The organism is Croceivirga thetidis (genome assembly GCF_012272815.1).
Classification (GTDB): domain Bacteria; phylum Bacteroidota; class Bacteroidia; order Flavobacteriales; family Flavobacteriaceae; genus Croceivirga; species Croceivirga thetidis.
On sequence record NZ_JAAWWL010000001.1, the window covers coordinates 17,856 to 43,314 of the forward strand.

The 25,459-nt window shown below is 39.3% G+C and carries 18 protein-coding genes; 10 read left to right on the forward strand and 8 right to left on the reverse strand.

Features of this window, described 5'->3' with window-relative positions; genetic code table 11:
• The 5 genes from HCU67_RS00070 to HCU67_RS00090 form a co-directional block, all read right to left on the reverse strand.
• Nucleotides 1-279, reverse strand: coding sequence for a Sec-independent protein translocase subunit TatA/TatB (locus HCU67_RS00070; protein ID WP_168550577.1), 279 nt, complete (start codon nucleotides 277-279; stop codon nucleotides 1-3).
• Nucleotides 280-358: 79 nt separating this feature from the next.
• A complete protein-coding gene (locus HCU67_RS00075; protein WP_168550578.1) occupies nucleotides 359-2,677 on the reverse strand; it encodes a M1 family metallopeptidase in 2,319 nt (772 codons plus the stop codon).
• Nucleotides 2,678-2,739: 62 nt separating this feature from the next.
• On the reverse strand, nucleotides 2,740-3,237 hold the full coding sequence (locus tag HCU67_RS00080; RefSeq protein WP_168550579.1) for a DUF6702 family protein: 498 nt from the start codon (nucleotides 3,235-3,237) through the stop codon (nucleotides 2,740-2,742).
• A gap of 26 nt (nucleotides 3,238-3,263) precedes the next feature.
• On the reverse strand, nucleotides 3,264-4,052 hold the full coding sequence (locus HCU67_RS00085) for a hypothetical protein (protein WP_246865671.1): 789 nt from the start codon (nucleotides 4,050-4,052) through the stop codon (nucleotides 3,264-3,266).
• Complete coding sequence (locus HCU67_RS00090) at nucleotides 4,039-4,779, reverse strand: hypothetical protein (RefSeq protein ID WP_168550580.1); 741 nt, start codon at nucleotides 4,777-4,779, stop codon at nucleotides 4,039-4,041. The genes HCU67_RS00085 and HCU67_RS00090 overlap by 14 nt, the downstream gene beginning before the upstream one ends.
• 238 nt (nucleotides 4,780-5,017) lie before the next feature.
• On the opposite strand from HCU67_RS00090, the gene HCU67_RS00095 reads away from it, so the two are divergent.
• The 5 genes from HCU67_RS00095 to HCU67_RS16750 all read left to right on the forward strand — a co-directional run bounded on the left by HCU67_RS00095 (nucleotide 5,018) and on the right by HCU67_RS16750 (nucleotide 12,662).
• Complete coding sequence (locus HCU67_RS00095) at nucleotides 5,018-9,601, forward strand: hypothetical protein (RefSeq protein WP_168550581.1); 4,584 nt, start codon at nucleotides 5,018-5,020, stop codon at nucleotides 9,599-9,601.
• Between the two features lie 9 nt (nucleotides 9,602-9,610).
• Entirely contained in the window at nucleotides 9,611-10,774 is a 1,164-nt protein-coding gene (locus tag HCU67_RS00100) for a T9SS type B sorting domain-containing protein (RefSeq protein ID WP_168550582.1), read from the forward strand.
• Between the two features lie 73 nt (nucleotides 10,775-10,847).
• Nucleotides 10,848-11,579, forward strand: coding sequence for a M15 family metallopeptidase (locus tag HCU67_RS00105; RefSeq protein ID WP_168550583.1), 732 nt, complete (start codon nucleotides 10,848-10,850; stop codon nucleotides 11,577-11,579).
• A 38-nt stretch (nucleotides 11,580-11,617) separates the two neighbouring features.
• The gene (locus HCU67_RS00110; RefSeq protein WP_168550584.1) at nucleotides 11,618-12,388 is read left to right on the forward strand and encodes a M48 family metalloprotease; all 771 of its coding nucleotides are present in this window, start codon (nucleotides 11,618-11,620) and stop codon (nucleotides 12,386-12,388) included.
• Between the two features lie 106 nt (nucleotides 12,389-12,494).
• On the forward strand, nucleotides 12,495-12,662 hold the full coding sequence (locus HCU67_RS16750) for a DUF6747 family protein (protein ID WP_345890678.1): 168 nt from the start codon (nucleotides 12,495-12,497) through the stop codon (nucleotides 12,660-12,662).
• 91 nt (nucleotides 12,663-12,753) lie between these two features.
• Here HCU67_RS16750 and HCU67_RS00115 read toward each other — a convergent pair whose 3' ends face one another.
• The gene (locus HCU67_RS00115) at nucleotides 12,754-13,140 is read right to left on the reverse strand and encodes an ankyrin repeat domain-containing protein (RefSeq protein ID WP_168550585.1); all 387 of its coding nucleotides are present in this window, start codon (nucleotides 13,138-13,140) and stop codon (nucleotides 12,754-12,756) included.
• 203 nt (nucleotides 13,141-13,343) lie between these two features.
• Between HCU67_RS00115 and gpmI the strand changes: the two genes are divergently transcribed.
• The 5 genes from gpmI (at nucleotide 13,344) to HCU67_RS00140 (ending at nucleotide 24,032) form a co-directional block, all read left to right on the forward strand.
• Nucleotides 13,344-14,846 (forward strand): 2,3-bisphosphoglycerate-independent phosphoglycerate mutase, encoded by a 1,503-nt coding sequence (gene gpmI, locus HCU67_RS00120; protein WP_168550586.1) that lies wholly within the window; start codon nucleotides 13,344-13,346, stop codon nucleotides 14,844-14,846.
• 42 nt (nucleotides 14,847-14,888) lie between these two features.
• Nucleotides 14,889-15,704 (forward strand): type I methionyl aminopeptidase, encoded by an 816-nt coding sequence (gene map, locus HCU67_RS00125; protein ID WP_168550587.1) that lies wholly within the window; start codon nucleotides 14,889-14,891, stop codon nucleotides 15,702-15,704.
• The gene (locus tag HCU67_RS00130; protein ID WP_168550588.1) at nucleotides 15,705-16,469 is read left to right on the forward strand and encodes a methyltransferase domain-containing protein; all 765 of its coding nucleotides are present in this window, start codon (nucleotides 15,705-15,707) and stop codon (nucleotides 16,467-16,469) included.
• Nucleotides 16,470-16,667: 198 nt separating this feature from the next.
• On the forward strand, nucleotides 16,668-20,945 hold the full coding sequence (locus HCU67_RS00135; protein ID WP_168550589.1) for a DUF6923 family protein: 4,278 nt from the start codon (nucleotides 16,668-16,670) through the stop codon (nucleotides 20,943-20,945).
• A gap of 141 nt (nucleotides 20,946-21,086) precedes the next feature.
• Entirely contained in the window at nucleotides 21,087-24,032 is a 2,946-nt protein-coding gene (locus HCU67_RS00140; protein WP_168550590.1) for a beta strand repeat-containing protein, read from the forward strand.
• Between the two features lie 6 nt (nucleotides 24,033-24,038).
• Here HCU67_RS00140 and HCU67_RS00145 read toward each other — a convergent pair whose 3' ends face one another.
• Both HCU67_RS00145 and HCU67_RS00150 read right to left on the reverse strand, forming a co-directional pair.
• The gene (locus HCU67_RS00145) at nucleotides 24,039-25,052 is read right to left on the reverse strand and encodes an FAD:protein FMN transferase (protein WP_168550591.1); all 1,014 of its coding nucleotides are present in this window, start codon (nucleotides 25,050-25,052) and stop codon (nucleotides 24,039-24,041) included.
• Between the two features lies 1 nt (nucleotide 25,053).
• Nucleotides 25,054-25,422, reverse strand: coding sequence for a Na(+)-translocating NADH-quinone reductase subunit F (locus HCU67_RS00150; RefSeq protein WP_168550592.1), 369 nt, complete (start codon nucleotides 25,420-25,422; stop codon nucleotides 25,054-25,056).
• Nucleotides 25,423-25,459 lie beyond the last annotated feature (37 nt).

Here is a 25,459-nt window from a genome sequence, read left to right on the forward strand (position 1 = left end):
CTAATCTGAACTTCTCTTAATTGTACCGGTTACCTCGTTTACATTTTTTTTAACCTCATCAATCTCTTTCTTTATGTCACTGGTAAAGTCTGTATCGATACCTTGCTTCTCTGCACTCTTCTGTATTTCACGTTTAATGTCGTCTGTAGCGTCACGTAATTGACGCATACCTTTTCCCAAACCTTTGGCAATACCCGGCAGTTTGTCCGCACCAAATACCATTACAACAATGAAAAGTATGAAAAAAATTTCTGCTCCGCTGATAAATAATAATCGCATACACAAATATAGCCGAACTTATAGCCAATAAAAAAAGCCCGGCCAAATTGGTCGGGCTTTTTGCTCTTTTACAAAAGAACTATCCTTTGACTTTTTCTTTGAATTGGTCAAAATCAGACTTTTGCTCTTCTTTTGGCCAAGAATTATTTGTGGTATCAATATCAGCTGTTTCCAATTTTGGATCAACAACAATACCTACCAATTCTTTCTGGGAAGAAATTAGTTTTTTAACCTCTTTATCATTTTTTCGCCAAACCTCTGGTGGATAGGTAACGTTTTCCTTACTTCCATCTGCATAAGTATATTCTACTATTAAAGGCATAGGAATACCACCTGGCTTATCAAAGGTTATTTCGTAGAAGTATTTGGGCTCTTCAACGTTTGCCCTTTCTTCTTCAGACATATTATCCATCAAAAATTCCTTCAGGCTTTGAGAAGTCTCACTGGGTGCCTTACCCTTCAAGTCCTCACTGTAATCCTCACTGCCTTCTTCGGCTAAATACACTAATGGAGGTAAGTCAGCTTCTGTAAGGTTACGAGCTGCCATATACTCCTGCATTCTTTTCGTTGGTTTATCGGATACGTAATATTTTTTGATGTCTTTTACACCAATATCAACATAGTCGGTTGTATAGAACCAACTTCTCCAAAACCAATCTAAATCAACCGCTGAGGCATCTTCCATTGTTCTAAAGAAATCTTCTGGCGAAGGATGTTTGAACATCCAACGTTGTGCATATGTCTTAAAGGCATGGTCAAACAACTCACGGCCCATTACGGTCTCTCTAAGAATGTTCAAAGCCGTGGCGGGTTTTCCATAAGCATTTGCACCCAACTGATATACGTTTTCAGGATTTGACATTATGGGGGCAATAAAATCCTGCTCACCCGCCATGTAAGGAACAATCTTAGAAGGCTCTCCTCTTCTCGATGGATACTTATCATTAGGTGCTACGGCTTCCGGAAAATTCTCCCCAAATTCCTGCTCAGTCAAATATTGCATAAAAGTATCAAGACCTTCATCCATCCATCCCCATTGTCGTTCATCGGAGTTAACAATCATTGGAAAGTAATTGTGTCCAACCTCATGGATTATTACACTTATCATTCCATACTTTGTTCTATCAGAAACTGTCCCATCAGGATTCGGTCTTCCAAAATTGAAGCAAATCATCGGATATTCCATTCCGATATTTTTGGCACTTACCGAAATTGCTTTATTGTAAGGGTAATCAAAAGTGAATTTCGAATAGGTCTGCAATGTTTGAACAACTGCTTTTGTTGAATATTCTTCCCAAAGTGGATTACCTTCTTTCGGATACAAAGAAACCGCCATTACATCTCGATTACCCATTTTAACCGCCTGGGCATCCATAATATATTTTCTAGATGATGCGAAGGCAAAGTCACGAACCGGAATACCAGCTTCTGTCTTAAATCGCCAAGTTTTCTTTTTTTCTGAAAAAGAAGATTCTTTTGCTGTAGCTTCTTCTTGAGTAACAATGATTACAGGCTTGTCGTAAGACTTTTTAGCTTGCTCATAGCGCTTCAACATATCTTTCGAATAAACTTCCTTTCTGTTTTGAAGTACCCCAGTAGCATCTACAATATGATCAGCAGGAACAGTTATGTTTACTTCATAGTCTCCGAATGGAAGGGCAAATTCGCCATTACCCCAAAATTGATGGTTCTGCCATCCTTCATTGTCACTATAGTGCGCCATTCTTGGAAAAAACTGGGCTATAGTGTAATCTCTGTTTCCATCACCTGGGTAAAATTCATACCCTGAGCGACCTCCATCATTTGGCCTATCATTAATGTTATACCACCATTTTATTGAAAAAGACATTTTCTCACCTGCTTTGAGGGGCTGTGGAATATTAATCCTCATCATAGTCTGATTAACAGTAAAGGATAAATTGTTACCTGAAGCATCCTTTACCCAATCAATATTAAAACCACCCTCAAAGCCGTCACTCATAAATGTATTTGTGAATGTACCCGCCTGATAGGCCAAATTAACACCACCGCCATTGCGTAAAGGCGACTTAGAGTCTTTTGCACGAACATTTTGGTCGAGCTGAACCCATAGGAATTCTAGGTTATCAGGAGAGTTGTTGTGATAGGTAATGGTTTCTTCACCATACAGTTTTGCGTTTTTATCGTCCAACTCAATATCCATCTTGTAATCGGCCTGTTGTTGGTAATAATCAGGACCAGGAGCTCCAGACGCAGAACGATATGTATTAGGCGTTGAAAATTCTTGATACATCTGCCTAAACTTACTTTGGTTGGTATGGCCAGGCTTGCGTTCCTCTTTTTCAGCTTCTTCTTGGGCCATTACAAAGGACCCGAACAAAAAGAGAACTGAGGCAAAACAATACGTTAACTTGTTCATTATTAAATTGATTTTAAACATTTTGGAAAATTACCGTTTTTTAACACCAGCCAAAAAGGGTGTTAGAAGTTTAACATTCCTTTAGCATCACTTTTTGTGAGGACAAAACTTTTTTTATCGCCCTTCCATTTAATGTGTACAATATTCTTTTGTTCGTCATATAAATCGGTGAGAATTTCGTTGTAAATGGCAAGTGATTTTAGATTGGAAAGCCCAACATTTTCTACTTCGAGATAAAAAAGAACAAGATCTGCGTCATATTTTTTCCCTAGGTAGGTATAATTTAAAGGCTCCCCATCAATTTCTACAACTAATTTGGCACGTAAATACTTTTCTATATAAAAATCTGCCATGTCACTTTCACTGGAAGTGTCCAAGGCTGCTTTGATATCATATCTTTCTTTTAAAACAGATTCCAAATCATCAATAAAAACGCGCGTTGTTATTTCAAACGAATCATTTTTTTCTGAATAGTTAACATTAGTCACACTAACATAAAATTTATGCATGGTGCTAAATGACATTAATATCAACGTTAAAGCCAGTAAGAATTTCTTCATTTTTTGATAGTATTGGTTAGTGCCCCTCATTCTAATTCGTTGTTTTCACGGTACAACTTACTTCTTCTGAGTAGATATTCCCAAAGTAGTAATTGGTCTTTTCTAGAAACCAATTGTTGAAATTCGTCATCCACTTCACAGAAATACATAAAATCAGCAATTTTCCGTTTTGGAATTTTTAATTCACTTAAAAACAGAGAATCAACAATCGAGGCTTCAACAGCATTTGTTTTTGCATACTTCTTATCTACAGCTACCCGGTTTTTCAACATTTTGGTACGACCAGTAATCATGTTTATCAATGGGTCTAGAGGCGGGCTTAACAACATACCCAAATTGAATTTACCATAAGAGGCCTGCATCAATTTACGTTCACTTTGCGTGGGTATTTTGGCATGTGCGTTTGGTAGGCCCAAAGACTCTGCGGTTACAGGAGCGACATTCATTGCTTTTGCATCCGTATTCAGGTCTCCTGAAAGATTATAAGGTAAGACTACCACTTCGCGCAATTCATTTACAAAGGCTTGCATAGGAACCCGAACAAAACTAGAATTGAAAATTGGTTCAGTGACCGGAAGTATTTTTCTTTTAAGTTGTACTGCTGAAAATACCAAGGTATCCAGCTCCCTAACCTCTATAGAAAAATTGCCTTCAAAATCGGTAATGGTTGCTTTTTTTGTGGAGACATTTTGAATGGTAACACCTGTTACATCTTCTCCAGGGGCAATGACCTTACCCTTTAAAAGTTTGACATTTTGGCCTTGGGCAACAAAAAATACCATGAAGAGGCCAAGAAGAATGCTAATTTTCTTCAAGTTCAGCTCTGAAATTGTCGCTTTCGGTAACCAAAAAATCAAGAAGTTCAAACTCATTTTCCTTGCGTAACAATGTTTTTGAAGGTACTTTTTCATCAACATAGATTAAAAAAGCATCTATTTTATCACGTGGCAGTCTCAGGTCAACCAAAAAGAACTCATCATCATAAACCGTTCTCAAGACATCACTGACCCTTAAATCAATGCCATCTTCCTCACTATTCTTTTGTCCTTTAAATAAAGCCTTAAAAATGTTAACAAAATTTATGCCATCACGCATTCCCCTCTCGGTCCTAGACATAGCAACGTTTTCTATTTCAGCGCCGCGGTCAATTTCGTATTCGACTTCTTTAAATTCTTCATTTTTCAATTCAACAAATTTTTCTTGATCTTCAGGGCTAACCGTAACCTCGTCCAATTCGCGAACCTTTTCTTCGACCTCGACGACCAATCTATTTTTTTGTAAGATTTCTGCAGTGATTTTCACTAATTCGTACTGATAATTTACTGCGGTGAAAACCAGTTCATCACCAATCTTAACCTCAATGGCAAACTGACCATCTTCATTGGTTATCGTTGAGGTCTCGGTAGTGGTGTTTATTACGTACTCGTTTGGCACATTTACCCCCCGGTAAATTACTTGACCTCTTAAAAGACTACGGCCATCTTGAGCATTTATAACACTCGAACAAAAAAAGACGATAAATATCGCGCCAAAAAACCTCATAGACATTGATACATTGCAATGGGATAAAGAAAATTGAAGTGACCCATTAAAAAAAATGAAATGGTTGTAAACTTTTGTTAATTCTTGGCAAAAACGGGTATTAGACGAGAATAAATATTGAAAAACAACTTAAACATTTCATCCGTTCACTTTGGTATTTTGACGTATAAAATTAGGTTTATTTGGCGATAAGGTTACTTTTGTGATTGCTATAATTTGCTCTAAATCCCTACCTACAATGAGAACACTAGCTGTTTGCCTATTATTTACAATACTTGGCTCAACTTTAAGTGCACAGGTAAAAATTGGTCAAAATCCACAGTCGTTAAATCCTGCTTCCATTCTAGAATTGGAAGACGACAACAAAGCACTCGTGCTTACTAGAATCTCCAATGCGAATATGAATTCGATGAATCCTTTGCAAGGAGCATTGGTCTACAATACCGATGTTGGATGCATATTCTATTTTGACGGGTTGGTCTGGGATAATTTATGCGACTCTGAAGGCACAACCAATGAAAGTCTTGAATTGGTTGACAATGAATTAATTCTTACAGATAGTGCCGGTAATCAGGTAACCGTACTGCTAGAAACAATTAGTCAGCAAACTTTTTCCACCGATGCAGTTCAAAATTTTCGTGAAACAATAGTTATTACCCAGACTGGGGATAATTTCAATTTTGAAGTTTCGGAAATTACCGGAGAACAGATTGCCGATTTTACAATACAAGGAGTGGATATCGCAGAAGAGACCATACGAAGTAACAATCTTGCACCAAATTCTGTAGGTCAGTCAGAGTTATCCGAAAACTCAGTGTCAGATAGTGAAATCGATTATTCGCAGGTAACACTAAACGATTTTACCAACGATGCTGGCTATCTAACCACTGCTCAAATTGTTAGTCCAGATGTGGGTAATGATATCATAGATTCTGCAGGTGCATTTTATGATGATAGTTCATTGCAAACCCAGATCAATACCAATTCGACCAATCTTACACAACATTTGGCCGATGACAATGATTTGGACGAGACGAATGAACTTGTTACAGAATTTAGGTTGGATGGGAATATTTTGACCTTATCTGAAGGTACCAATACCCAATCGGTGAGTCTGGATCCACTAGCTGGAACGGGCACGGACGACCAGAATTTGGAAAATGCCACTTTAGATGCAGGCAATATTCTGACTATAGAAATTGAAGATGGAGATCCGGTTACCGTTGATTTGTCAGCTTTGGCAGCAGATGGTTTGGTAAGTGCTGTCGCATTTGATGGAACAAACTTGAATTTTACTGGTGCGAATGGAGCGTTCAATGGCAGTGTTGATATTTCTGCCTTGACAGGACCTCCAGCAGATGGAGATGAAACGATAATCAATGCAGGAACAAATGTCACCGTTACAGGCACCGGTACAATTGGTGACCCTTATATAATCAATTCCACTGCCGCTGGGGCCGATGGTGTGGTATCCAATGTAGTATTGAATGGTACAGATTTAGAATTTACAGGTGCCGACGGAGGATTCAACGGTACTGTTCCTTTAGCAGGCTTGGGTGCAGGAAGCACCGAAGTTGCTGATGGCACTACAATTACCGGTGATGGTAGTGCGGGAGACCCATTCAAGATTGAACCTTCTACAGTAAACGGTCAATTCTTAAGAACCGATCCTACAACAGGTGATGTTGTCTGGGATGACTTACCTACCGGAACTGGTGGAGCTGTTAGTTCAGATGGGGTAACAATTGTAGGAGATGGTGTTGCAACCGATTTACAAGTCGCCGATGGTGGTATTACCGCCGTTAAGATAGACCAAATGGGGGCCACAGATGGTCAAGCGATTAAATGGAACGATGGTGCAGGTACCTGGGAACCCCAAGACGATAGAAATAGTGTAAATACTTTTTTCGGTTTCCAAAACAACCCAATTTCAGGTAATCGCGAACTCTTTGTACGTGATAGTGACGGCAATGAAGTTGGTGTAGAGGTTACTGAATTGCAAACAGAAATTGGAGCTGGCACTGGTACAGATGACCAAGAGGCAGATGAGGTTCCTTACGACAATACTGCTTCTGGCCTAACAGCAACCGATACCCAAGCGGCAATTGATGAAATAGTGGCCGCTGGCACTGGTACAGATGACCAAGAGGCCGATGAGGTGCCTTTTGACAACACCGCATCAGGGTTAACCGCCACCGATACACAAGCTGCAATCGATGAGTTGGATACAGCCATCGATGCTTTTGTCGATACCGATGATCAAGAAGCAGATGAAGTTCCTTACGACAATACTGCATCTGGTTTGACAGCAACAGATACACAAGCAGCAATTGATGAAATAGTGGCCGCTGGCACCGGAACAGATGACCAAGAAGCAGATGAGGTTCTTTTTGACAACACCGCATCTGGTTTAACCGCCACCGATACACAAGCGGCAATTGATGAGTTGGATACGGCCATCGACGCCTTTGTCGATACCGATGATCAAGAGGCTGATGAAGTTCCTTACGACAATACTGCATCTGGTTTGACAGCAACAGATACACAAGCAGCAATTGATGAAATAGTGGCCGCTGGCACCGGTACAGATGACCAAGAAGCAGATGAGGTTCCTTTTGATAACACTGCATCTGGCTTAACCGCCACCGATACACAAGCTGCAATCGACGAGCTGGATACTGCTATTGATGCCTTTGTTGATACCGATGATCAAGAGGCTGATGAAGTACCTTTTGATAACACTGCATCCGGCTTAACTGCCACCGATACACAAGCAGCAATCGATGAATTGGATACAGCGATTGATGCATTTGTCGATACCGATGACCAAGAAGCAGATGAGGTACCTTATGACAATACCACATCGGGTCTAACAGCTACAGATACCCAAGCAGCAATCGATGAACTTGTGGCAGCAGGAAATAGTGATGATCAAGATGCAACTGAGGTTCCTATTATTGATACAGCAGACAATTTTGTTTCGAATAATGTTGAAGGAGCACTTGTTGAATTATCGAATTCTTTACCAACAGCTTTAACAGAAGGCTCCATACCCTTCGCAGACAACGCAGGGGCTCTAACTGAAGATAATGACAATCTATTCTGGGATGACACGAATAACCAACTCTTTGTAAATATGGTTGCTGCTGACAGAGCTTTTAATGCAGGTACTTCCGTAGCTTCAAGGGCAAAAATATTTATGGGGCATGATGCGGGTAACCTAGTTGCCTATCCACTTCATATTACCCATACCAATGTTGACGGCTTCAGTCCAAGTGAAGGGGTCGGTATTTCTTTTGGAGTAGACCAAACACCCACTTTTGGTAAGGGTGCATTGATTTACCGAAGAGATGATACAGATGGGGCTTTTGGAAAAGGGAATTTCCATTTTTTACAAAACAGTGTAAATTCCTTTAGTAATCCTGGTTTTGGAGACGAGGTAATGACAATAAGAAACAACGGTAACGTAGGTATTGGTGCTGGCTTTACCAACCCAACCTCCAAACTACATGTACAAGGAGATTTATTTGTTGTTAACGAGTTTCGTGATTCTGACGGAGATGCAGGGACAGCTGGTCAAGTGCTATCATCAACCGTTACTGGAACGAATTGGATTGATGCTGGAGGTGCTGGCGCCAACACTAATTTCGCCGAGAATGACCTTACCCTTGATGGTAACAGAACTCATGACCTTAATGGAAATGATTTAACGTTTAACGGAACAGGTTCTGTTGGTATTGGTATTGCCCCAGCTAATAAGCTACATGTAGATGGTGCAGGTAGATTCGCGGGTATTCTAAACTCTGATGGAGTTGTTGGAGAACCATCTTTCAGATTTACTGACGACACTGACACAGGAATGTGGAGACCGGCTGCAGACGAAATTGGTTTTTCTGCAGGGGGTGTTGAAGCCATGCGAATTACAGAATTAGCGAATGCTACAACAGTATTAATCCAAGAAAATTTGGAGCTTGAAGCAAATCTTACCGATGTGAATCAATCCATTGGAAATCCGGGAGATGTGCTATCACGAGCTGTAACAGGAGGAGTTGAATGGGTGGCACCCTCTGCCGTTACAGATGAAAATTTTGCTGAAGATGATTTGACATTTAATGGCCCAAGAACACATAACCTTAGCAACAATAACCTGACAATAACAGGAGAAGGTAACGTTATTATTTCTGGTATACCCGATAATCCAAATGAAGCAAAACTACAAGTAGATGGTACCATTAATACGACTGGTATTAGGAATGCTAATGGTGCGGCAGCAGGCAATGTCTCTTATAGCTTCTTTGATGATTCAAGTACCGGAATGTATAAAGAAGTTGCCAGCACATTAGACTTTGCTACAGCTGGAACCGAAGCTATGCGAATTGATGCCGCCCAAAATGTGGGTATTGGACCAGCGTTCTACGGTGGTGGTGCCATAGCGATTGCCGAAAGATTGCATGTTGATGGTAATATCCTAGCGACAGGAACTATTACTCCTGATTATGTCTTTCAATCATATTTTGACGGCTACAGCCCCTTAAAACCTTCCTATGAGATGTTTTCTCTTAAAGAAATAGAGGAATTCACAAGAAAATATAACCATCTTCCAGGTGTACCTTCTGCAAATCAGATAAAAGTTCAAGGAGGAATACTAGTTAATCGAGCTACTGAAATAAACCTTGAAAAAATCGAAGAACTTTTTCTGCACACCATTGAGCAGCAAAAGAAAATCGACAATTTAAACAACGAGAATAAGGAACTTAAGTCTGAATTGGACAGCCTAAAGGCCGAAATTGAAGCGATTAAAGAAATGTTGGGCAAAAACTAGCTGGTAGTGATGAAAAGGTTCTTGCTTACATTTTGGCTCTTTATACCCTTGCTTGGTTTTTCGCAAACTATAGCGAATTTCGGAGATGTGCGCGTTCACAATACTGCAACAGTTGGTATTCATGGTGATTTAACGAATCTTGGCGATATAAATGCCGACGCTACTTCTTTGGTAGGTTTTTATGGCTTTGAACCGAATCAGATAGAGGGTCAACCATTTACACTCTACGATGCTGAATTTGCCAATTTCTCAGGTTCTACCCTACTGACCCAATTGAACGTTGTAAACAATTTGAATTTTATTAGCGGAGACATTTCTTCCCCTTATGACAACGACGCGGCATTCGTGAACTTTTTAGAAAACTCCTTCTATACCGGTGAAGGTGATTCTGAAAAATTAGTTGGTTTTGCAGGTATTCAGGGTAAGCAAGATTTTGTTTTCCCAATAGGTTATAACACACAACTTAGACCCTTGAGTTTAATTTCAGAAGGAATTAATTCATTTGCAAAGGCAGGATATCTTTTTGAAAACCCAAATGATCCAACCTCAGTCACTGGTAATTTTGATACGGATATCACCGCAGCAGGAATTGGTTTTGTGTCACAAAACGAGTTTTGGCAACTTGCAACAGATGTCAGTTCTAGAGTTACTCTTGATTGGAACCAGTCAAGCAACCTTGGCTTATTGGCTACCGATGTTGCAGAAATAATTCTTGTCGGTTGGAACATTGGTTTGGGTCGGTGGGTTCCGTTGAGTGATGCTTCGGGCTCTGGTGATCTTGACAGCGGTAGTATTACTAGTAATCCATTCTTGCCAAATGAATATGCAGCCATCACTTTCGGTACCGTACCATTGGAAACGAATACTTTCGCGACCAACAATCCTACACTGGGTGATTATTTTATTTCACCTAATGGAGATGGAATTAATGAGGGGTTGGTATTTGATAATTTGGAGGACGCAGAAGGGTCAAACGTAGTTAGAATTTTCAACAAGTTTGGTCAAAAAGTATTTGAACAAGCGAATTATACCAATGAATTCAGGGGTTTTGCGAATACTGGTCTTCTTATATACAAAGAAGAACTCGGACTTCCTGAGGGCTTTTATTTCTACACCATTGACTTACCTGAAATGAATCTCTCTTATCAAGGATTTATTTTTCTCGACCGTTAGTGGTTAATCCCCACAATAATTTTGTCCTACTTATGGTTTTATCTTTGCGTACTCTGCGCAAATTCTTTGAACCATGCTAAGACGTTCGTTTCTCAAAAAAACCTCAGGAGCCTCGGTAGCCCTTGCATCCTTACCCCTTTTTCCAATTACGGTTGAAAAGGAATACAGCACCAAAGAGTTGATGGGCCAAGCTGATATTGAATTGTTCGGTGAAGGTATAAACCTCAGAAAAGAGGCACACGATGCATTTGTTGCAATGAAAAAGGCAGCCTATTCAGAGGGATTTGATGTAAAGATGATATCAAGCTATCGTTCATTTGAGCGTCAAAAGGCAATTTTTGAGCGTAAGTTCATAAGATATACAGAAGACGGTTTAAAACCCATGGATGCCATTCTTAAAATCGTTGAGTATTCAACTATACCCGGTACCAGTCGTCATCATTGGGGGACCGAGATTGATATCATCGATGGCAATCCGAAAAGTTCAGGAGATGTTCTTGTTCCAGAGAAATTTGAGGGAGACGGTCCTTTTGCCCCATTCAAAAAATGGTTGGACGAAAATTCCAAGAAATTCGATTTTCACATTGTATACACCGATAGTATTCTTCGCAAAGGATTCAAATACGAACCCTGGCATTACAGTTATGCCCCTTTGTCAATTCCTATGCTTGAGCAGTTTCGCCAACGTAATATTCTTAAATTGATTTCGAACGAAAATTTCGAAGGTTGCGAACACTTTACAACGGCATTTTTAAAGGATTACATTCACAACAATATTTTAGATATCAACCCTTATTTGCTGTAAGGCGTTTTTTGTATCTTCCACCTGCTAACTAATTAATTATGAGAAGCAGAGGAAGTTGGAAGATTCGAATATTCATAGGTTTGGCAATTGTTGCCTTTGCCTATTTCAACAAGTGTAGCAACACGGAGACCAATCCGTATACAGGCCGTGAACAACATATTACGATGGATGCACAGCAAGAAATTGCCATAGGCCTGCAAAGTGCTCCAGAAATGGCCCAACAACACGGCGGTCTTTATCCTGATGAACGTTTACAAGCTTTTGTCGATGCCGTTGGGCAAAAATTAGTAAACAATAGTATTGCGAGAGAGACACCTTATCAGTACGATTTTCACCTATTGGCCGATGATAGGACCATAAACGCCTTCGCACTACCGGGCGGGCAATGTTTTATCACATATGCATTATTTAAGCAATTGAATGAAGCTCAACTCGCGGGGGTTATGGGTCATGAAATTGGTCATGTCATTGGGAGGCATTCCGCGGAACGCATTGCTGATAGTCAATTTTGGCAACAAACCATGATGGGGGCCACAGTTGGTGCTGGCGACCTTGGTAGCGTTGTCGGTGCCATAGGCCAGAATACCTTATTGAAAAATGGGCGTGGTGACGAACTTGAAAGTGACGAGTTAGGGGTTTTGCTAATGATTCAGTCTGGTTATGACCCCTATGAGCTCATTGAAGTAATGAAAATACTTAAGGCGGCAGCTGGTCCTAATAGGGTTCCAGAATTTCAAAGTACCCACCCTGATCCCGAAAATAGAATAGAAAGAATCAAAGAAGCAATCGTTAAGTATCAAGGTCGATGATATTTCCTGTTCGTCGATGATAAACCGCTGTCTACCGCTTTTTACGTACATTTGAACTATTGAAATCGGGATTAAGACCTACACCTCAATCTTTAAATTTAACAATATGGGAACACTTACAAATTTTAGAGATCTGTATGTAGAGGCATTCAGAAATTGCAAACCAAGTTTTTTGGTAGTTCTTTTAAAAATTTATTCTATTTTTAGTGCACTTATGATTACAATGGCGGTGTATGCATTTTTTCACCGCGCTTTTACAGGTTTTGAGTTTTAAGAACAACGCTCTTTTACCTGAACACTACATGAAATAAGTAAAAAACCCATCCTTAAACGGATGGGTTTTGATTTTGATGAATAAACCCCAATTACTTTTTATTTGCAGCCTTTAAAACTTTAAGTGCTTCGTCAGCATTTGAAAGCTCGGCATGTTTTCGAACCGTATACCCTTTATCACATCTTTTGTCAAGGTCTGCTCCATTCTCCAATAAAACCTCCATGATTTCCGCCTTGTTGTAACGTGCAGCAAAATGTAGTGGGGTCATACCAAGAGATTTTTGGTTAATATCCTCTCCTAGCTGAATCATCTTCTTAACGGTTTCGGTGTCACCGTTCATAATTGCTCTACAGAAAGAATTGGGTTTAAAAAATTCAACAACAATCGTATTGTCGAAATAAGGTTCAGGCTTTTCAGAAGCACTCAGGTCTACTAACATTGATAAGGCAAAAGCCACGGTCAGGATTGTTCTTTTCATGATGTACGATTTTTGATTATAAATATGATTGATATAAAGATAGACTGTCTCGATAGCAATATGTTACATGCTTAACAGCTTGATATGCGAACTTTAACAGCTGCCGATTCACCAATACTTTTTTTAACAATTCCTACGGATTTCAAAGGATAAGTTATCCTACACTGAACAATTCATTTTACTTTTGACAGAAATTCAACACTATGAATAAAAAAGTTGTCTTGATGATTTTAGATGGGTGGGGTAAATCACCAAATCCTGAAGTTTCTGCAATTGATCAGGCCCAAACCCCATTTATTGATTCCTTACATATTAAATATCCCAACGCCGATTTATTGACTGATGGCATGAACGTGGGACTCCCAGAAGGCCAAATGGGTAACTCTGAGGTTGGCCATATGAATCTCGGAGCTGGTAGAATCGTATATCAAGACTTGGCAAAAATCAACTTAGCAGTTGAAGAAAACACTTTGAAAGATGAAAAAGTACTTAGAGAGGCCTTTAATTTTGCAAAATCACAAAACAAAAAAGTCCATTTTCTTGGCCTGGTAAGTAACGGTGGTGTTCATAGTCATATCAACCACCTTAAGGCTTTAATAAAAGCTTCGGATGAGGCAGGGGTTGAACGCTCTTTTGTGCATGCATTTACCGATGGTAGGGATGTTGACCCTAAAAGTGGAAAAGGTTTTTTAGAGGAAATTCAAAACTTTTGTGAAAACAAAAATTGTGAGATAGCCTCTGTTATTGGGAGGTATTTTGCCATGGATCGCGACAAAAGATGGGAACGGGTTAAAAAAGCATATGACCTTTTGGTAAATGGGCAAGGAACTAAAAGTAGTGACCTTTCTCAGAGCATTCAAAATAGCTATGATTCAGGAACGACCGATGAATTCATAGAACCAATTTGCTTAAACTCCGAAGGAAAAATCTCCGAAGGTGATATTATTATATTCTTTAATTTTAGAACTGATCGCGGTCGCGAATTGACCCAAGTTCTTAGTCAAGCTGATTTTCCAGAACACGGTATGAAGAAACTAGATTTATACTATGTGACCCTAACGAATTACGACGATTCTTTCACTGGAGTGAAAGTGGTCTATGACAAGGAAAATATAAAAGATACGCTAGGCGAAATCCTTTCAAAAGCGGGAAAAAAACAGATAAGAATTGCCGAAACAGAGAAATATCCACATGTAACATTTTTCTTTAATGGTGGAAGGGAAGAGCCATTTGATGGAGAAGAACGTATTCTTTGTCCGTCACCTAAAGTCGCTACCTATGATTTGAAACCAGAAATGAGTGCCTATGAAATTCGTGATGCTATTGTGCCCGAACTTCAAAAAGGTGAGGTAGACTTCGTATGTTTAAATTTTGCCAATCCTGATATGGTAGGCCATACTGGCGATATGAATGCAGCTATTAAGGCTTGTGAAACTGTAGATGAATGTGCAAAAGATGTAATTACAGCCGCTTCAAAAAATGGATATTCCACTATCGTAATTGCTGACCATGGCAATAGTGATACCATGATAAATCCTGATGGGAGCCCAAACACTGCCCACACAACAAATCCAGTACCATTGATAATGGTTGATGAGGACATTGATGCCATTGAAAATGGAGTTCTGGGAGATATTGCGCCGACAATCTTGAAACTTATGGGCATAGGGCAACCAGAAACTATGACCCAAAAGTCATTGGTTTAAAATCGATTAAGCTTTATATCAAATCAGATTATCTTTGTAGCTATGGTCAAAATCAAGACGTTAGAGGAAATAGAAATGATGCGCGAAAGCGCTTTAGTGGTCTCTAAAACCCTGGGAATGTTGGCTTCTGAAATTAAGCCAGGTGCAAATCCTTTAAAGCTGGACAAAATGGCTGAAGATTTTATTCGTGAGCAGGGAGCTGAACCTGGGTTTTTAGGAATGTATGATTTTCCAAACACCTTAAATTGGAGTCCCAACGCACAGGTCGTGCATGGTATTCCAAACAATGAAACTTTGAAGGAAGGCGATATCATTTCAGTTGATTGTGGAGCCTTAAAGAACGGCTACTATGGGGATCATGCCTACACTTTCGAAGTTGGTGAAGTTGCAGAGGAGACAAGGAAGCTTCTTGAAGTGACCAAAGAATCGCTTTATGTCGGTATTAGACAATTCAAATTGGGCAACAGGGTTGGTGATGTGGCCTTTGCCATTCAGAGTCACTGCGAAAGTCATGGATACGGCGTAGTAAGGGAGTTGGTGGGCCATGGTTTGGGTAAAGACCTGCACGAGGATCCCCAAATGCCCAACTATGGAAAACGTGGTCGAGGAAAAAAATTTAAGAATGGAATGGTAGTAGCTATCGAACCCATGATAAATATGGGTACGCGCAATATTAAGCAGCTTAAAGATGGCTGGACAATATTGACGGCAGATGGTCAACCTAGTGCACATTTTGAACATGATGTTGCACTTATAGATGGTAAACCCGAACTGCTATCGACATTTAAATATATATACGAAGCGTTGGGTATACAATCTGATGAAGAATCGGAATTTAGAAGTAAGAGCTTGGTCTAAGTGTCAAAAATTTTTAAAACCCTATTAAATTTAATTCCAAGACCATGGTTGATTAAGATCAGTTATTGGGTTCGGCCTATTATCGCGTGGTTTTTTAAAGGTCAGAATTATGTCGACCCTATTGATGGTAAGAGCTTCAGAAAATTTTTACCATACGGTTACGAAAACCAGCGTGAGAATGTACTTTCCCCTTCTACCCTATCACTCGAAAGGCACCGTCTTTTGTGGTTATTCTTAAAGGAAAAATCGAATTTTTTCAATGCTAAACTTAAGGTGCTCCATTTTGCCCCTGAACAAGCTTTTTATAAACGTTTTAGGGAGCTCAAAAATTTGGACTACGTTACCACCGATTTAAACTCACCACTGGCGGACATTAAAGCGGATATTTGCAACCTTCCCTTTCAAGATGAATCTTTTGATGTTATTCTTTGCAACCACGTTTTGGAACATATTCCCGATGATAAAAGGGCAATGCAAGAGCTGTATCGCATACTAAAAAAAGGAGGCTGGGGCATTTTTCAGGTCCCGCAAGATTTGAATCGCCCAACAACTTTTGAAGACGATTCAATAACCGATAAAAAGGAACGTGCCAAAATTTTTGGCCAATACGATCATGTTCGTATTTATGGAAGGGATTATTTTGATAGACTTCGCGAAATTGGATTTCAAGTAGAAGAGGTTGATTACACAAGTCAACTTTCTGATAATGAAGTGGAAAAATACAGATTGGCATCGGGTGAGATTATCCCATTTGTAAAAAAATAGAAATCGATTATCGATATATTTTTACCAATTGTCGATAGTTAATAGACAAGAATCCACTGAAATATTATTCCTTTCCTAAAAATTATTCTCTTTGTCCTTTAAGTATTTATTTCGTTATGAGTAGGTATTTTTTTACTTATTAACAATAATTTACTTACAAATAAGTTTAAGGAGTACAAATCTTACAATAGCTTACCTATGCAAAGAACTACGATTCTTCGAATTTCGTTACGCGCTGCCGTGACCTTTTTGTTTTTAGGAACATTCATAGTACCCTCTTTAACCAACGCCCAAGATAATTTCAACTGTAATAGTGAATTGTATCAAGTTGTAAATGGTAGGGACTTAAAAAAACTTAACCCGACCACTGGAAGCTATGAGCATGTGGGCACCTCGAGTATTACATACAATGGAGCCGGTTTTAATGTTGAAGATGGGTACATCTACGGCATGAGCGGATCTACAATGGTCCGCATCAACAACTCAGGCCAAGCAACCAGTCTGGGCAATGTTAGTGGTTTTAACGCCCTAAGCTATTCCGGTGATTTTGACACCGATGGAAACTGGTATTCTTTTAAGGATAATAACGGCACTTTCACAATGAACACTGTTGATGTAAGTAATACGTCAAATCTTACAGCTACCGTAGATACCATTTTTGAAATGCCAGGTTCGGGTAGTTTGGGCAATTGTGCAGATGTCGCTTACAATACTTTGACCGGAAAATTCTATGGTATGCGCGGGGGTGTGATTCATGAATTTGATAATATTAATTTTACGGTTACCCCTATTGCCGATTATTCGAATGAAGTTTCTGGCGGAGCGGCTTTTGGTGCTGTATGGACAGACAATGAAGGGAATGTCTACTTTTTTAATAATACTACCGGAAATATCTACAAAGCTAGCTTTGACGCAAGTGGCAATGTTACCGGTTTCACCTTTGCAGCTACAAGTGAGCCTAATGGAAGTAATGATGGTATGGCTTGCTCTCAGGCAGAACCACCAGTTTTCCCAGAAATTTGTGATAACGGAATAGACGATGACGGTGATGGCCTAATTGATTGTGAAGATGACGATTGTACGTTGAGTGATGCATGTAAAATTGATGGAAGCATTCTATCAACTTCCACATCGCTTGAAAATGGATTTGTAACGTATCAAGTTTTCCTAACAAATAATACGAATATAAATAAGAGTTTCACGGCTTATGACACATTGCCTGGAGGTTTTGAATTTGTACAGGATACTTTAGACTTTGACCAAAACGGACTATCTGACTTTGCCTTAAATCCAATTGAAGGAGACCAGAATAATTTATCGTGGGGAACCTTAAGTTTAGAGCCAGGAGAAACCCTGAGAATTGCTTACGACCTCATCATAAATAGTTCTGTACAGCCCGATACCTATCAAAATTTATTCACTCTTTCTAATAATGAACTTAAGGAAGGAACTTTACAGGCTGCTGTTGAAGTTGTGGACGATTATACACCAGAGGGCTATTCTTGTGACCCAGCATTCTATCAGGTTTACAAGAAAAGAGGAAAAAATCAACCCAATTTATATGGGCGGCTTGATCCCTTAACGGGAGATTACGATCAAATAGCCGTGGCATCAGATAAAGCAAATGCACTTGGCTTTGATATAAACACTGGGCTTGTCTATGGCGCTTCAGGACGTAAGTTCATTCAGCTTGACAGCATGGGTGTGGTTACCTACCAAGGTATTACGTTCAATAAAAATGTATACCGCGGCGATGTTGACCAGAACAGTTTGTGGTATGGTGTTGATGGTAGCGATATGGTAGTTATAGATGTTAGTGGAACACCGACCCAAATAGCCCGTTACGTTGGTGAGGGCCTATCTGGCTGGGATATTGCATATAACAAGGACGGTAACTTTTATTCGGTTCATAACAATACTCTATACAAATTTGACACCACTACCAATAAAAAATCTACGGTCGGTGCTTTAATCGGTGATGGTATCCCATCGACAGGTAACGGAGCTCAGTGGACCGGTTCTGACGGATACTTATACATATCAAACAACTCCACAGGTAAAATAACAAGAGTGGATGTCAATACACGTGTTGCCAGAATAGTTTCCCAATCAATTGATGGTTTACAGTTGAATGATGGATTCTCATGCCCAACTTCAATACCCGCGGTTTATGGTTATGATTATGGCGATAACTCTGGAATTCCAAAAGCTGGTTTTCTTAGTTATAAGCAAGATATTGGTGATGATACGATACCTGAAAACCAAATGGTATGGCTAGGAAGCACCATTACTGTTGATGACAATGACCTTTCCAATTCAACTGCTGACGGAGACATTGATGATGGAATCGTAATTGCCTCTCAAGTTGATAACAACCAACTAGCAGTAACCATAAATTTAAATTCGAATTTCAGTACAACAGCGAATTACTTGTTAGGAGTTGATTGGGATAGCGATGGAACTTTTGATCAAATAATTTCAGGTTCAAGTGCCATAAACGGTGCGGCTTCAGTAGTAGAACAATTAAGTGTTCCTGTTGATTACGTAACGACCCAAGTTAATTTTAGAGTAGTCGTAACCGAGGAAGCACTTTCGAGTGAGGACATTTCTGGAATAAACGAAAAATTGGGTGAAGTAGAAGATTACCGTCAGGCTATTGGTACTGCCGAAATATGTGATAACGGAATCGATGATGATTTGGATGGTCTCTTTGATTGCGATGATGACGATTGTGCAAACTTTGGAGATTGCGAGACTACTGCAACCAGTGGAGGTAACAATGGTGGTCTTGAAAGTAACAACAGACTTTCTGAAAAGATTGCAAAACGTAATTATGAACGGTACAAAAACAATAAGCTCAACTTAAAGGTCAATACACAAGAGCGTTCATTTGAAGATTATCGTTTTCAAAAGAGACCGGTAAAATCAGCTAAGAATGTAGATTCTTTCGAATTGATTGATTTGATACCAACGAGTGGCATCCCAAATACCTCGGTATACAATAGTACACCCGATGATTTAATCGGAATTACCAATGCAACACAAACCCTTTCCGTTGACTATTTTGACAATGAAATACGTAAGGGCGCTATTTTAAGTACGGTTTCCGAAAATGGGGTTTACGAGCACACCAAAGCAGTTTGTGATAGGGTAACAGGAACTTCAATCATAAATATTTGGAAGGTACCAATGCTTGATGACCAAGAACTTATGGTTTCGAAACTTGAGAATAAAGAAGGCCTGATAGAATACAGCTGTACGTTCTCCTTCTTTATCGATGAAACTGATAAAATCAATATCGAAAACCATTGGAATATTGCTGATTACACTTATAATGACCAATACTACAATCTACAGGTCTGGGCTGACAATATGTTTAATTTGAAGCTTTTGGTAAATGAGGTTATTCAAAATATTAAAGGATTAACGTCTGATGAGCTCAATTATACTATTGGTGATATCCCTGAAGTTTTTGTTCGAAATTTTGATTATAGAAATAATAAACTATACATCAATGTCGTAAATCCTGGTGGATTGAACCAAATTTCTGTGAAAGGTATATTGGCGTCAACAGAAACAGATAGTGACCGTGCCTTTTATGACACTTTTGATTTGTCTGGAGATATTGAAGACCAAATCGTTTTTGATACTGAAGGGGTGTACACTATCGGATTTACAATTAACGACGATGCTCCGGTAACTGATAACATATTCTTTGCAGATGGAGTTTGGGGTTATGATGTTGACGAAACAAAAGAGAACGTTTCAACATTTGCCACCTTCCAAGATTTTCAAAGCGAAAATGACGATGATCTTTACATAGAACGTGGAGCCAAAATCAGAGGTACCATTAATGAGAAGTTTGTTCTGTACCGTTCTGTTGAAGCAAAATTCGGTGTTAAGGATATTTCAGAATACGAAGGTGTTGCATTTGATGCAAAAGCAAGTCAGGTTCGTGAAATGGATGTGATTTTGATTAATCCAGAATTATCTTTCGAAGAGCAATTAAAAGCAAACATAGTACTAGGTGAAGAACAAGATGCGTATTTTATCGATTTCGCTTCATTTGTAGGTGATCAAGAAAACTTGAAAAATATCTCAATGATCATATTCGAAGCCTTGAACTGGACATATGAAGAAACCCATTTTGCCTTGGAACTATCCAAATTACGTTTAACCTCTAACGGTAACGATGCAAAAACAGGTAAAAACAGCGGAAAAGAAAGGCTAAATAAAGTGTATCCAAACCCTGTTAGCTCAGTCTCAACCCTGGCATTTGAAAGTAAAAAATCAGATCACTTTGAATTGTACGTGTATAATCTGAATGGTAATGTCGTTTACGTAAAACAAGGTAAAATTACACCTGGTTTAAACCGAGTAGAGATAGAGCGAGGCAACCAGGCGTCTGGCAACTATTCTTACCAACTTATTTTAAATAACGAAGATAACCTCTCAGGTAAGCTGATTTTTGAATAATGTTTTAAAATAGTATATAATCAAGGCCAGCAAATGCTGGCCTTTTTAGTTTGCATACATTATTTCCCCATTCACAACAATAATTTCTCCTCCAGCTTACATATAGATATTTTTACTACTTAATTTGTAAGTAAATACCCCATGTCTACAATAAGCAAATCACTCGCCCTACTATTCGTTTTTATGGTCATAATTTCTTGTTCAAAAGACACTGATCCTGAAGTTATCACCCCAGATGACAATCCTACGGCAACCTGTAGCGATGGTATACAAAATGGTGATGAGCTTGGTGTGGATTGTGGAGGAACTTGTTCACAATGTGTTAGTGATGACCCTTCAGACCTGGGCGGAACAATCACTGAAGAATTTACTTTGGATTCTTCAATTACCTATACGTTGGGATCGTCATTGGTTGTTCGGAGTGGTGGTACTTTAATCATACCAGCTGGAACTAGAATTCAAGCTGAATCTGGAAGTTCAAATCATATCTTGGTCGAGCAAGGTGGTGATATCGCCATTGAAGGTACGGAACAAAACCCAGTGATTATGGAATTGAAACCTGGTTCCTCGGGGTTTTGGGGAGGGCTTGTCATTGCAGGCAATGCACCGGTAACAAGTGGCGAAAGCACTTCGATTACAGGAAGTACAACAACTTTTGGCGGAAACGAACCCGCAGACAATTCTGGTAGTATTTCCTACTTGATCATAAGAAATGCTGGTTCAACTTCAAGTTCGAGTGAAATTGGTAGAGCTAGCCTAGCCCTTTATGGTTTGGGTACTGCTACAACCATTGATCATGTAGCTATTTTCGATACTCAGGGTGATGCTTTGTCCATTTATGGTGGTAACAATACAACAGAAAACATATACATTGAAAATGCTTCTCGAAATGCCTTGGTATGGAATGAAGGTTGGTCAGGAACGATTGCAAATTCAATGGCAGTGAATACAAATCTATTAACTGCTGTCGTAAGCGCGAACGGGGAGAATAATTTACCCAATCTTTCAAACTTTACTGCAATTTCCGAGCAAAGCAATACAGCCTTTCAATTCTTTGATCAATCTGGCGCTAATATTACAGGTCTTGCCTTAATTGGATTTGAAAAATCATTTGAGCTCTTTGATGCCGTTACCAATGCAAACGTAGCAGTGAACGGCGAAGATGTAGTCGTAGACCTACCCTATATCGCACAGGCAAGGGTAGACCAAACCGATTTTGGCTGGGCAGGTCAACTAACAACAATTGATTTTGTTACGGTCGGTGGTGATATAACTTCAGATACCACTTTGGAAGCTTCATCAACCTATTTTCTAACTGGGTCATTAAGCGTAAAGGAAGGGGCAACACTAACCATTGATGCGGGTACTGAAATCATTGCAGATGTCGAAAACGGCAACTCTACTAATACGTTTATCCTAGTTGAACAAGGAGCACGAATCGAAGTATCTGGCACCGCACAAAATCCTGTGGTGATGAAATCTTCGAATGGACGACCCGGAGATTGGGGCGGACTAATTTTGGCTGGAAATGCGACAACCTCAGCAGGTGTAAATGCTACTGCTGAAGTTGGAGAAATTCAATATGGAGGTACAACTGACAACGATGACTCAGGGACAATCAACCATTTGGTCCTTCAAAATACTGGAGCCAAAATAACTGAAAACTCAGAATATAATGGATTAACGCTTTATGCAGTTGGTTCGGGAACCACAATAAATAATGTTGCGGTCATTGACGGGAGTGATGATGGTATCGAATTATTTGGCGGTACGGTTTCTGTAAGTAATCTGTATTTGGAAAATATTCAAGATGATTCCATCGACTGGACTGAAGGTTGGAATGGCTCAATAACTAATGCCTTAATTGTCCACACTATTGAAAATTTTTCAACAGCAGTGGAGGCAGATGGTATCAATGCCAATCCAGAATTAAATAATATTACTTGTATTTCGGAACATGGTGGAACTGCGATGCAGTTCAAGAACGATTCTGGAGCGGAAATTTCTAATTTATCACTTCTCGGATATGGTAAGTCTTTTGATGTACCTAATAGCAGTACAATTGCGAATATTTCTTTGGATGGCAATAGTATAGATACAGATTTGCCATACATCGCATCACCAACTGTTGACTCAAATCTTTTTGATTGGGTATCAGATAAAGTTCAGGTAAATTCAATGGCCATAACTGGTGAATTAATGAGTGACCTTGAACTAAACCCTGAAGTCACCTATTACCTTGATGGTGTTTTAAGTGTAGAAGCAGGAAATACCCTTACTATTCCTGCAGGAACCCAAATTATTGCAGATGTTGAAGGCGGTGAAGAAACTGCAACTTACATTGTAGTACAAAGAGATGCGCAAATTTCCATTAATGGTACGTCTGAAAGTCCGGTTTTAATGACTTCTTCAAATAAAGAAGCTGGTGACTGGGGTGGTTTGATAATTGCTGGTAATGGAATTACTTCTATTGGTGTTGACATTCAGGCTGAAGTAGGAAATATTGTTTACGGTGGAAGCAATAACGCAGATTCTTCAGGAAATGTCAATTATTTACAAATTGAATATGCCGGAGCATTGATAAATCCTGAGTCACAATACAACGGACTTTCGCTCTATGCAGTTGGTTCTGGAACTACTCTCGCTAATATTGCAATTCTTAACGGTAATGATGATGGAATTGAGTTTTTTGGAGGTGCGGTAGCTGTAGAAAACCTATACCTGAAAAATAACGCCGATGATTCGATTGACTGGACAGAAGAATGGGCTGGTGGCATTACAAATGCCTACATAGAAATTGGAACATCATTTTCAAGTGCCCTTGAAGCCGAGGGAAATCAATCAAGGCCAACCTTAACAAATGTGACTGCAATCAGTTCTATGGGTGGTAATGCACTAGCCTTCAAACAAAATTCCGGTGCAACAATTGAAAGCCTTTCTTTAGATGGGTTTAATACTTCACTAATTATGGTTGATGGTGCCCCTTTGGCCAATGTCAACATTAATGGTGAAGATGCCGACCCCAACGACGATTATGAGGTATCATCAAGTTTGGATATGTCTTTATTCAGTTGGGTTGCAAACTAAATTTGATTAAAAACCCATTCGAACCAAAGAATTTTCGAATCCTGGCGTCATATAGGATTGGGTGGTACCATCATCACCTATAAAAATGATAAAAGCATCTACATCTTTGTCTGATTTTAGATAGGCTTTGGTGTCTTCCAATTCCATTACCATAAATGCAGTGGCAAATGCATCAGCACTTGCACAGTCTTTTGCTAAAACCGTTGTAGCTAAAACATTTGAATTTTTGGTATACCCAGTTTTTGGATCAACACTATGAACGTATTTTTCACCGGTACGTTCATCAATTCTAAATTTTCTATAATTCCCTGAAGAAGCCAATGCTTTGTTTTCAAGTGAAACTACAGCAGCAGAGCCACGGTAAGATAAATCAGTAGGGTTATCTATACCTACTGTCCATCGTTTGCCTGAAAGTACATTAGTACCTTTCGTTAAAATCTCGCCCCCAACCTCAACTAAATAATTTTTATAACCCCTTTCATCAAGCAGATTTCCCAATAAATCAATAGAATACCCTTTGGCCACGGCATTAAAATCGAATTCAATTGCTGGATTTAATTTCTTTATCCGTCCTTTTTTGGTAAGGCTGACCTTATCGAATCCGACGAATTGTAGAAGGCTGTCCACTTTTGTACTGTCCAAAATTATTGATTCTCCCGGGCCAAAACCCCAGGCATTGACCAAAACACCAACTGTTGGGTCAAAATAACCATTGGATGCCTTATGTACCTTTTTCGAAACTTCAAAAACCTTTTTGAACATGTCATCAACTACTATCGTTGAGTCACCACTATTTATTCTTGAAATATCTGAGTTCGGTATGTAGGTGGACATCGATTGATAAACTTCAGCAAAAACCGATTCAATTTCATTTTGCAAATCAACCTGGCCTTTCGCGAAATAGGTAATTGCATATGTTGTACCCATTGCCTCACCTACAGCAATATTCTTTTCTAAAGGCTTTTCAGTTTTACAACACAACAGAAAAGATAACAAAATGACAAAGCAAGCTTTTTTCATATCATACCTCAATTAGTCCTTGATAATCGACCAAATAATCCTCATTCAAATATACGGGGATGTTTTGATCTGTTGCATTCGAAAGCCCTACTCCGGCATAGTAGGTCTTGGCTTCAAATTTATCTGCATGGTTCTTCATTTTAGCCAAGAGTCCTTCATCGTATGTTCTAGGATTCTCTGGATGATTCACATGCCTCACAATTATAAAATGAAGGATTTTGTCCTTGAGACAAACAAACTGAGGGTTTTTCTTTGGTTTACTGTTCACGGCCATAAACTCAAATCCGTCAGCCTCTAATTGCCGACCAACTATGTTCATGGCAAGATTATGAAGTTCTTGTTCCGTTAGTGTTCTTCTTTCGTCCCTCATTTAATAAAAAACCGACGCCTAGGCATCGGTTTATATT

Bases quoted from the DNA above. Each gene is read 5' to 3' on its own strand.
- HCU67_RS00070 (WP_168550577.1), bottom strand. From the start codon at position 279: ATGCGATTATTATTTATCAGCGGAGCAGAAATTTTTTTCATACTTTTC.
- HCU67_RS00075 (WP_168550578.1), bottom strand. From the start codon at position 2,677: ATGAACAAGTTAACGTATTGTTTTGCCTCAGTTCTCTTTTTGTTCGGG.
- HCU67_RS00080 (WP_168550579.1), bottom strand. From the start codon at position 3,237: ATGAAGAAATTCTTACTGGCTTTAACGTTGATATTAATGTCATTTAGC.
- HCU67_RS00090 (WP_168550580.1), bottom strand. From the start codon at position 4,779: ATGAGGTTTTTTGGCGCGATATTTATCGTCTTTTTTTGTTCGAGTGTT.
- HCU67_RS00095 (WP_168550581.1), top strand. From the start codon at position 5,018: ATGAGAACACTAGCTGTTTGCCTATTATTTACAATACTTGGCTCAACT.
- HCU67_RS00100 (WP_168550582.1), top strand. From the start codon at position 9,611: ATGAAAAGGTTCTTGCTTACATTTTGGCTCTTTATACCCTTGCTTGGT.
- HCU67_RS00105 (WP_168550583.1), top strand. From the start codon at position 10,848: ATGCTAAGACGTTCGTTTCTCAAAAAAACCTCAGGAGCCTCGGTAGCC.
- HCU67_RS00110 (WP_168550584.1), top strand. From the start codon at position 11,618: ATGAGAAGCAGAGGAAGTTGGAAGATTCGAATATTCATAGGTTTGGCA.
- HCU67_RS16750 (WP_345890678.1), top strand. From the start codon at position 12,495: ATGGGAACACTTACAAATTTTAGAGATCTGTATGTAGAGGCATTCAGA.
- HCU67_RS00115 (WP_168550585.1), bottom strand. From the start codon at position 13,140: ATGAAAAGAACAATCCTGACCGTGGCTTTTGCCTTATCAATGTTAGTA.
- gpmI (WP_168550586.1), top strand. From the start codon at position 13,344: ATGAATAAAAAAGTTGTCTTGATGATTTTAGATGGGTGGGGTAAATCA.
- map (WP_168550587.1), top strand. From the start codon at position 14,889: ATGGTCAAAATCAAGACGTTAGAGGAAATAGAAATGATGCGCGAAAGC.
- HCU67_RS00135 (WP_168550589.1), top strand. From the start codon at position 16,668: ATGCAAAGAACTACGATTCTTCGAATTTCGTTACGCGCTGCCGTGACC.
- HCU67_RS00140 (WP_168550590.1), top strand. From the start codon at position 21,087: ATGTCTACAATAAGCAAATCACTCGCCCTACTATTCGTTTTTATGGTC.
- HCU67_RS00145 (WP_168550591.1), bottom strand. From the start codon at position 25,052: ATGAAAAAAGCTTGCTTTGTCATTTTGTTATCTTTTCTGTTGTGTTGT.
- HCU67_RS00150 (WP_168550592.1), bottom strand. From the start codon at position 25,422: ATGAGGGACGAAAGAAGAACACTAACGGAACAAGAACTTCATAATCTT.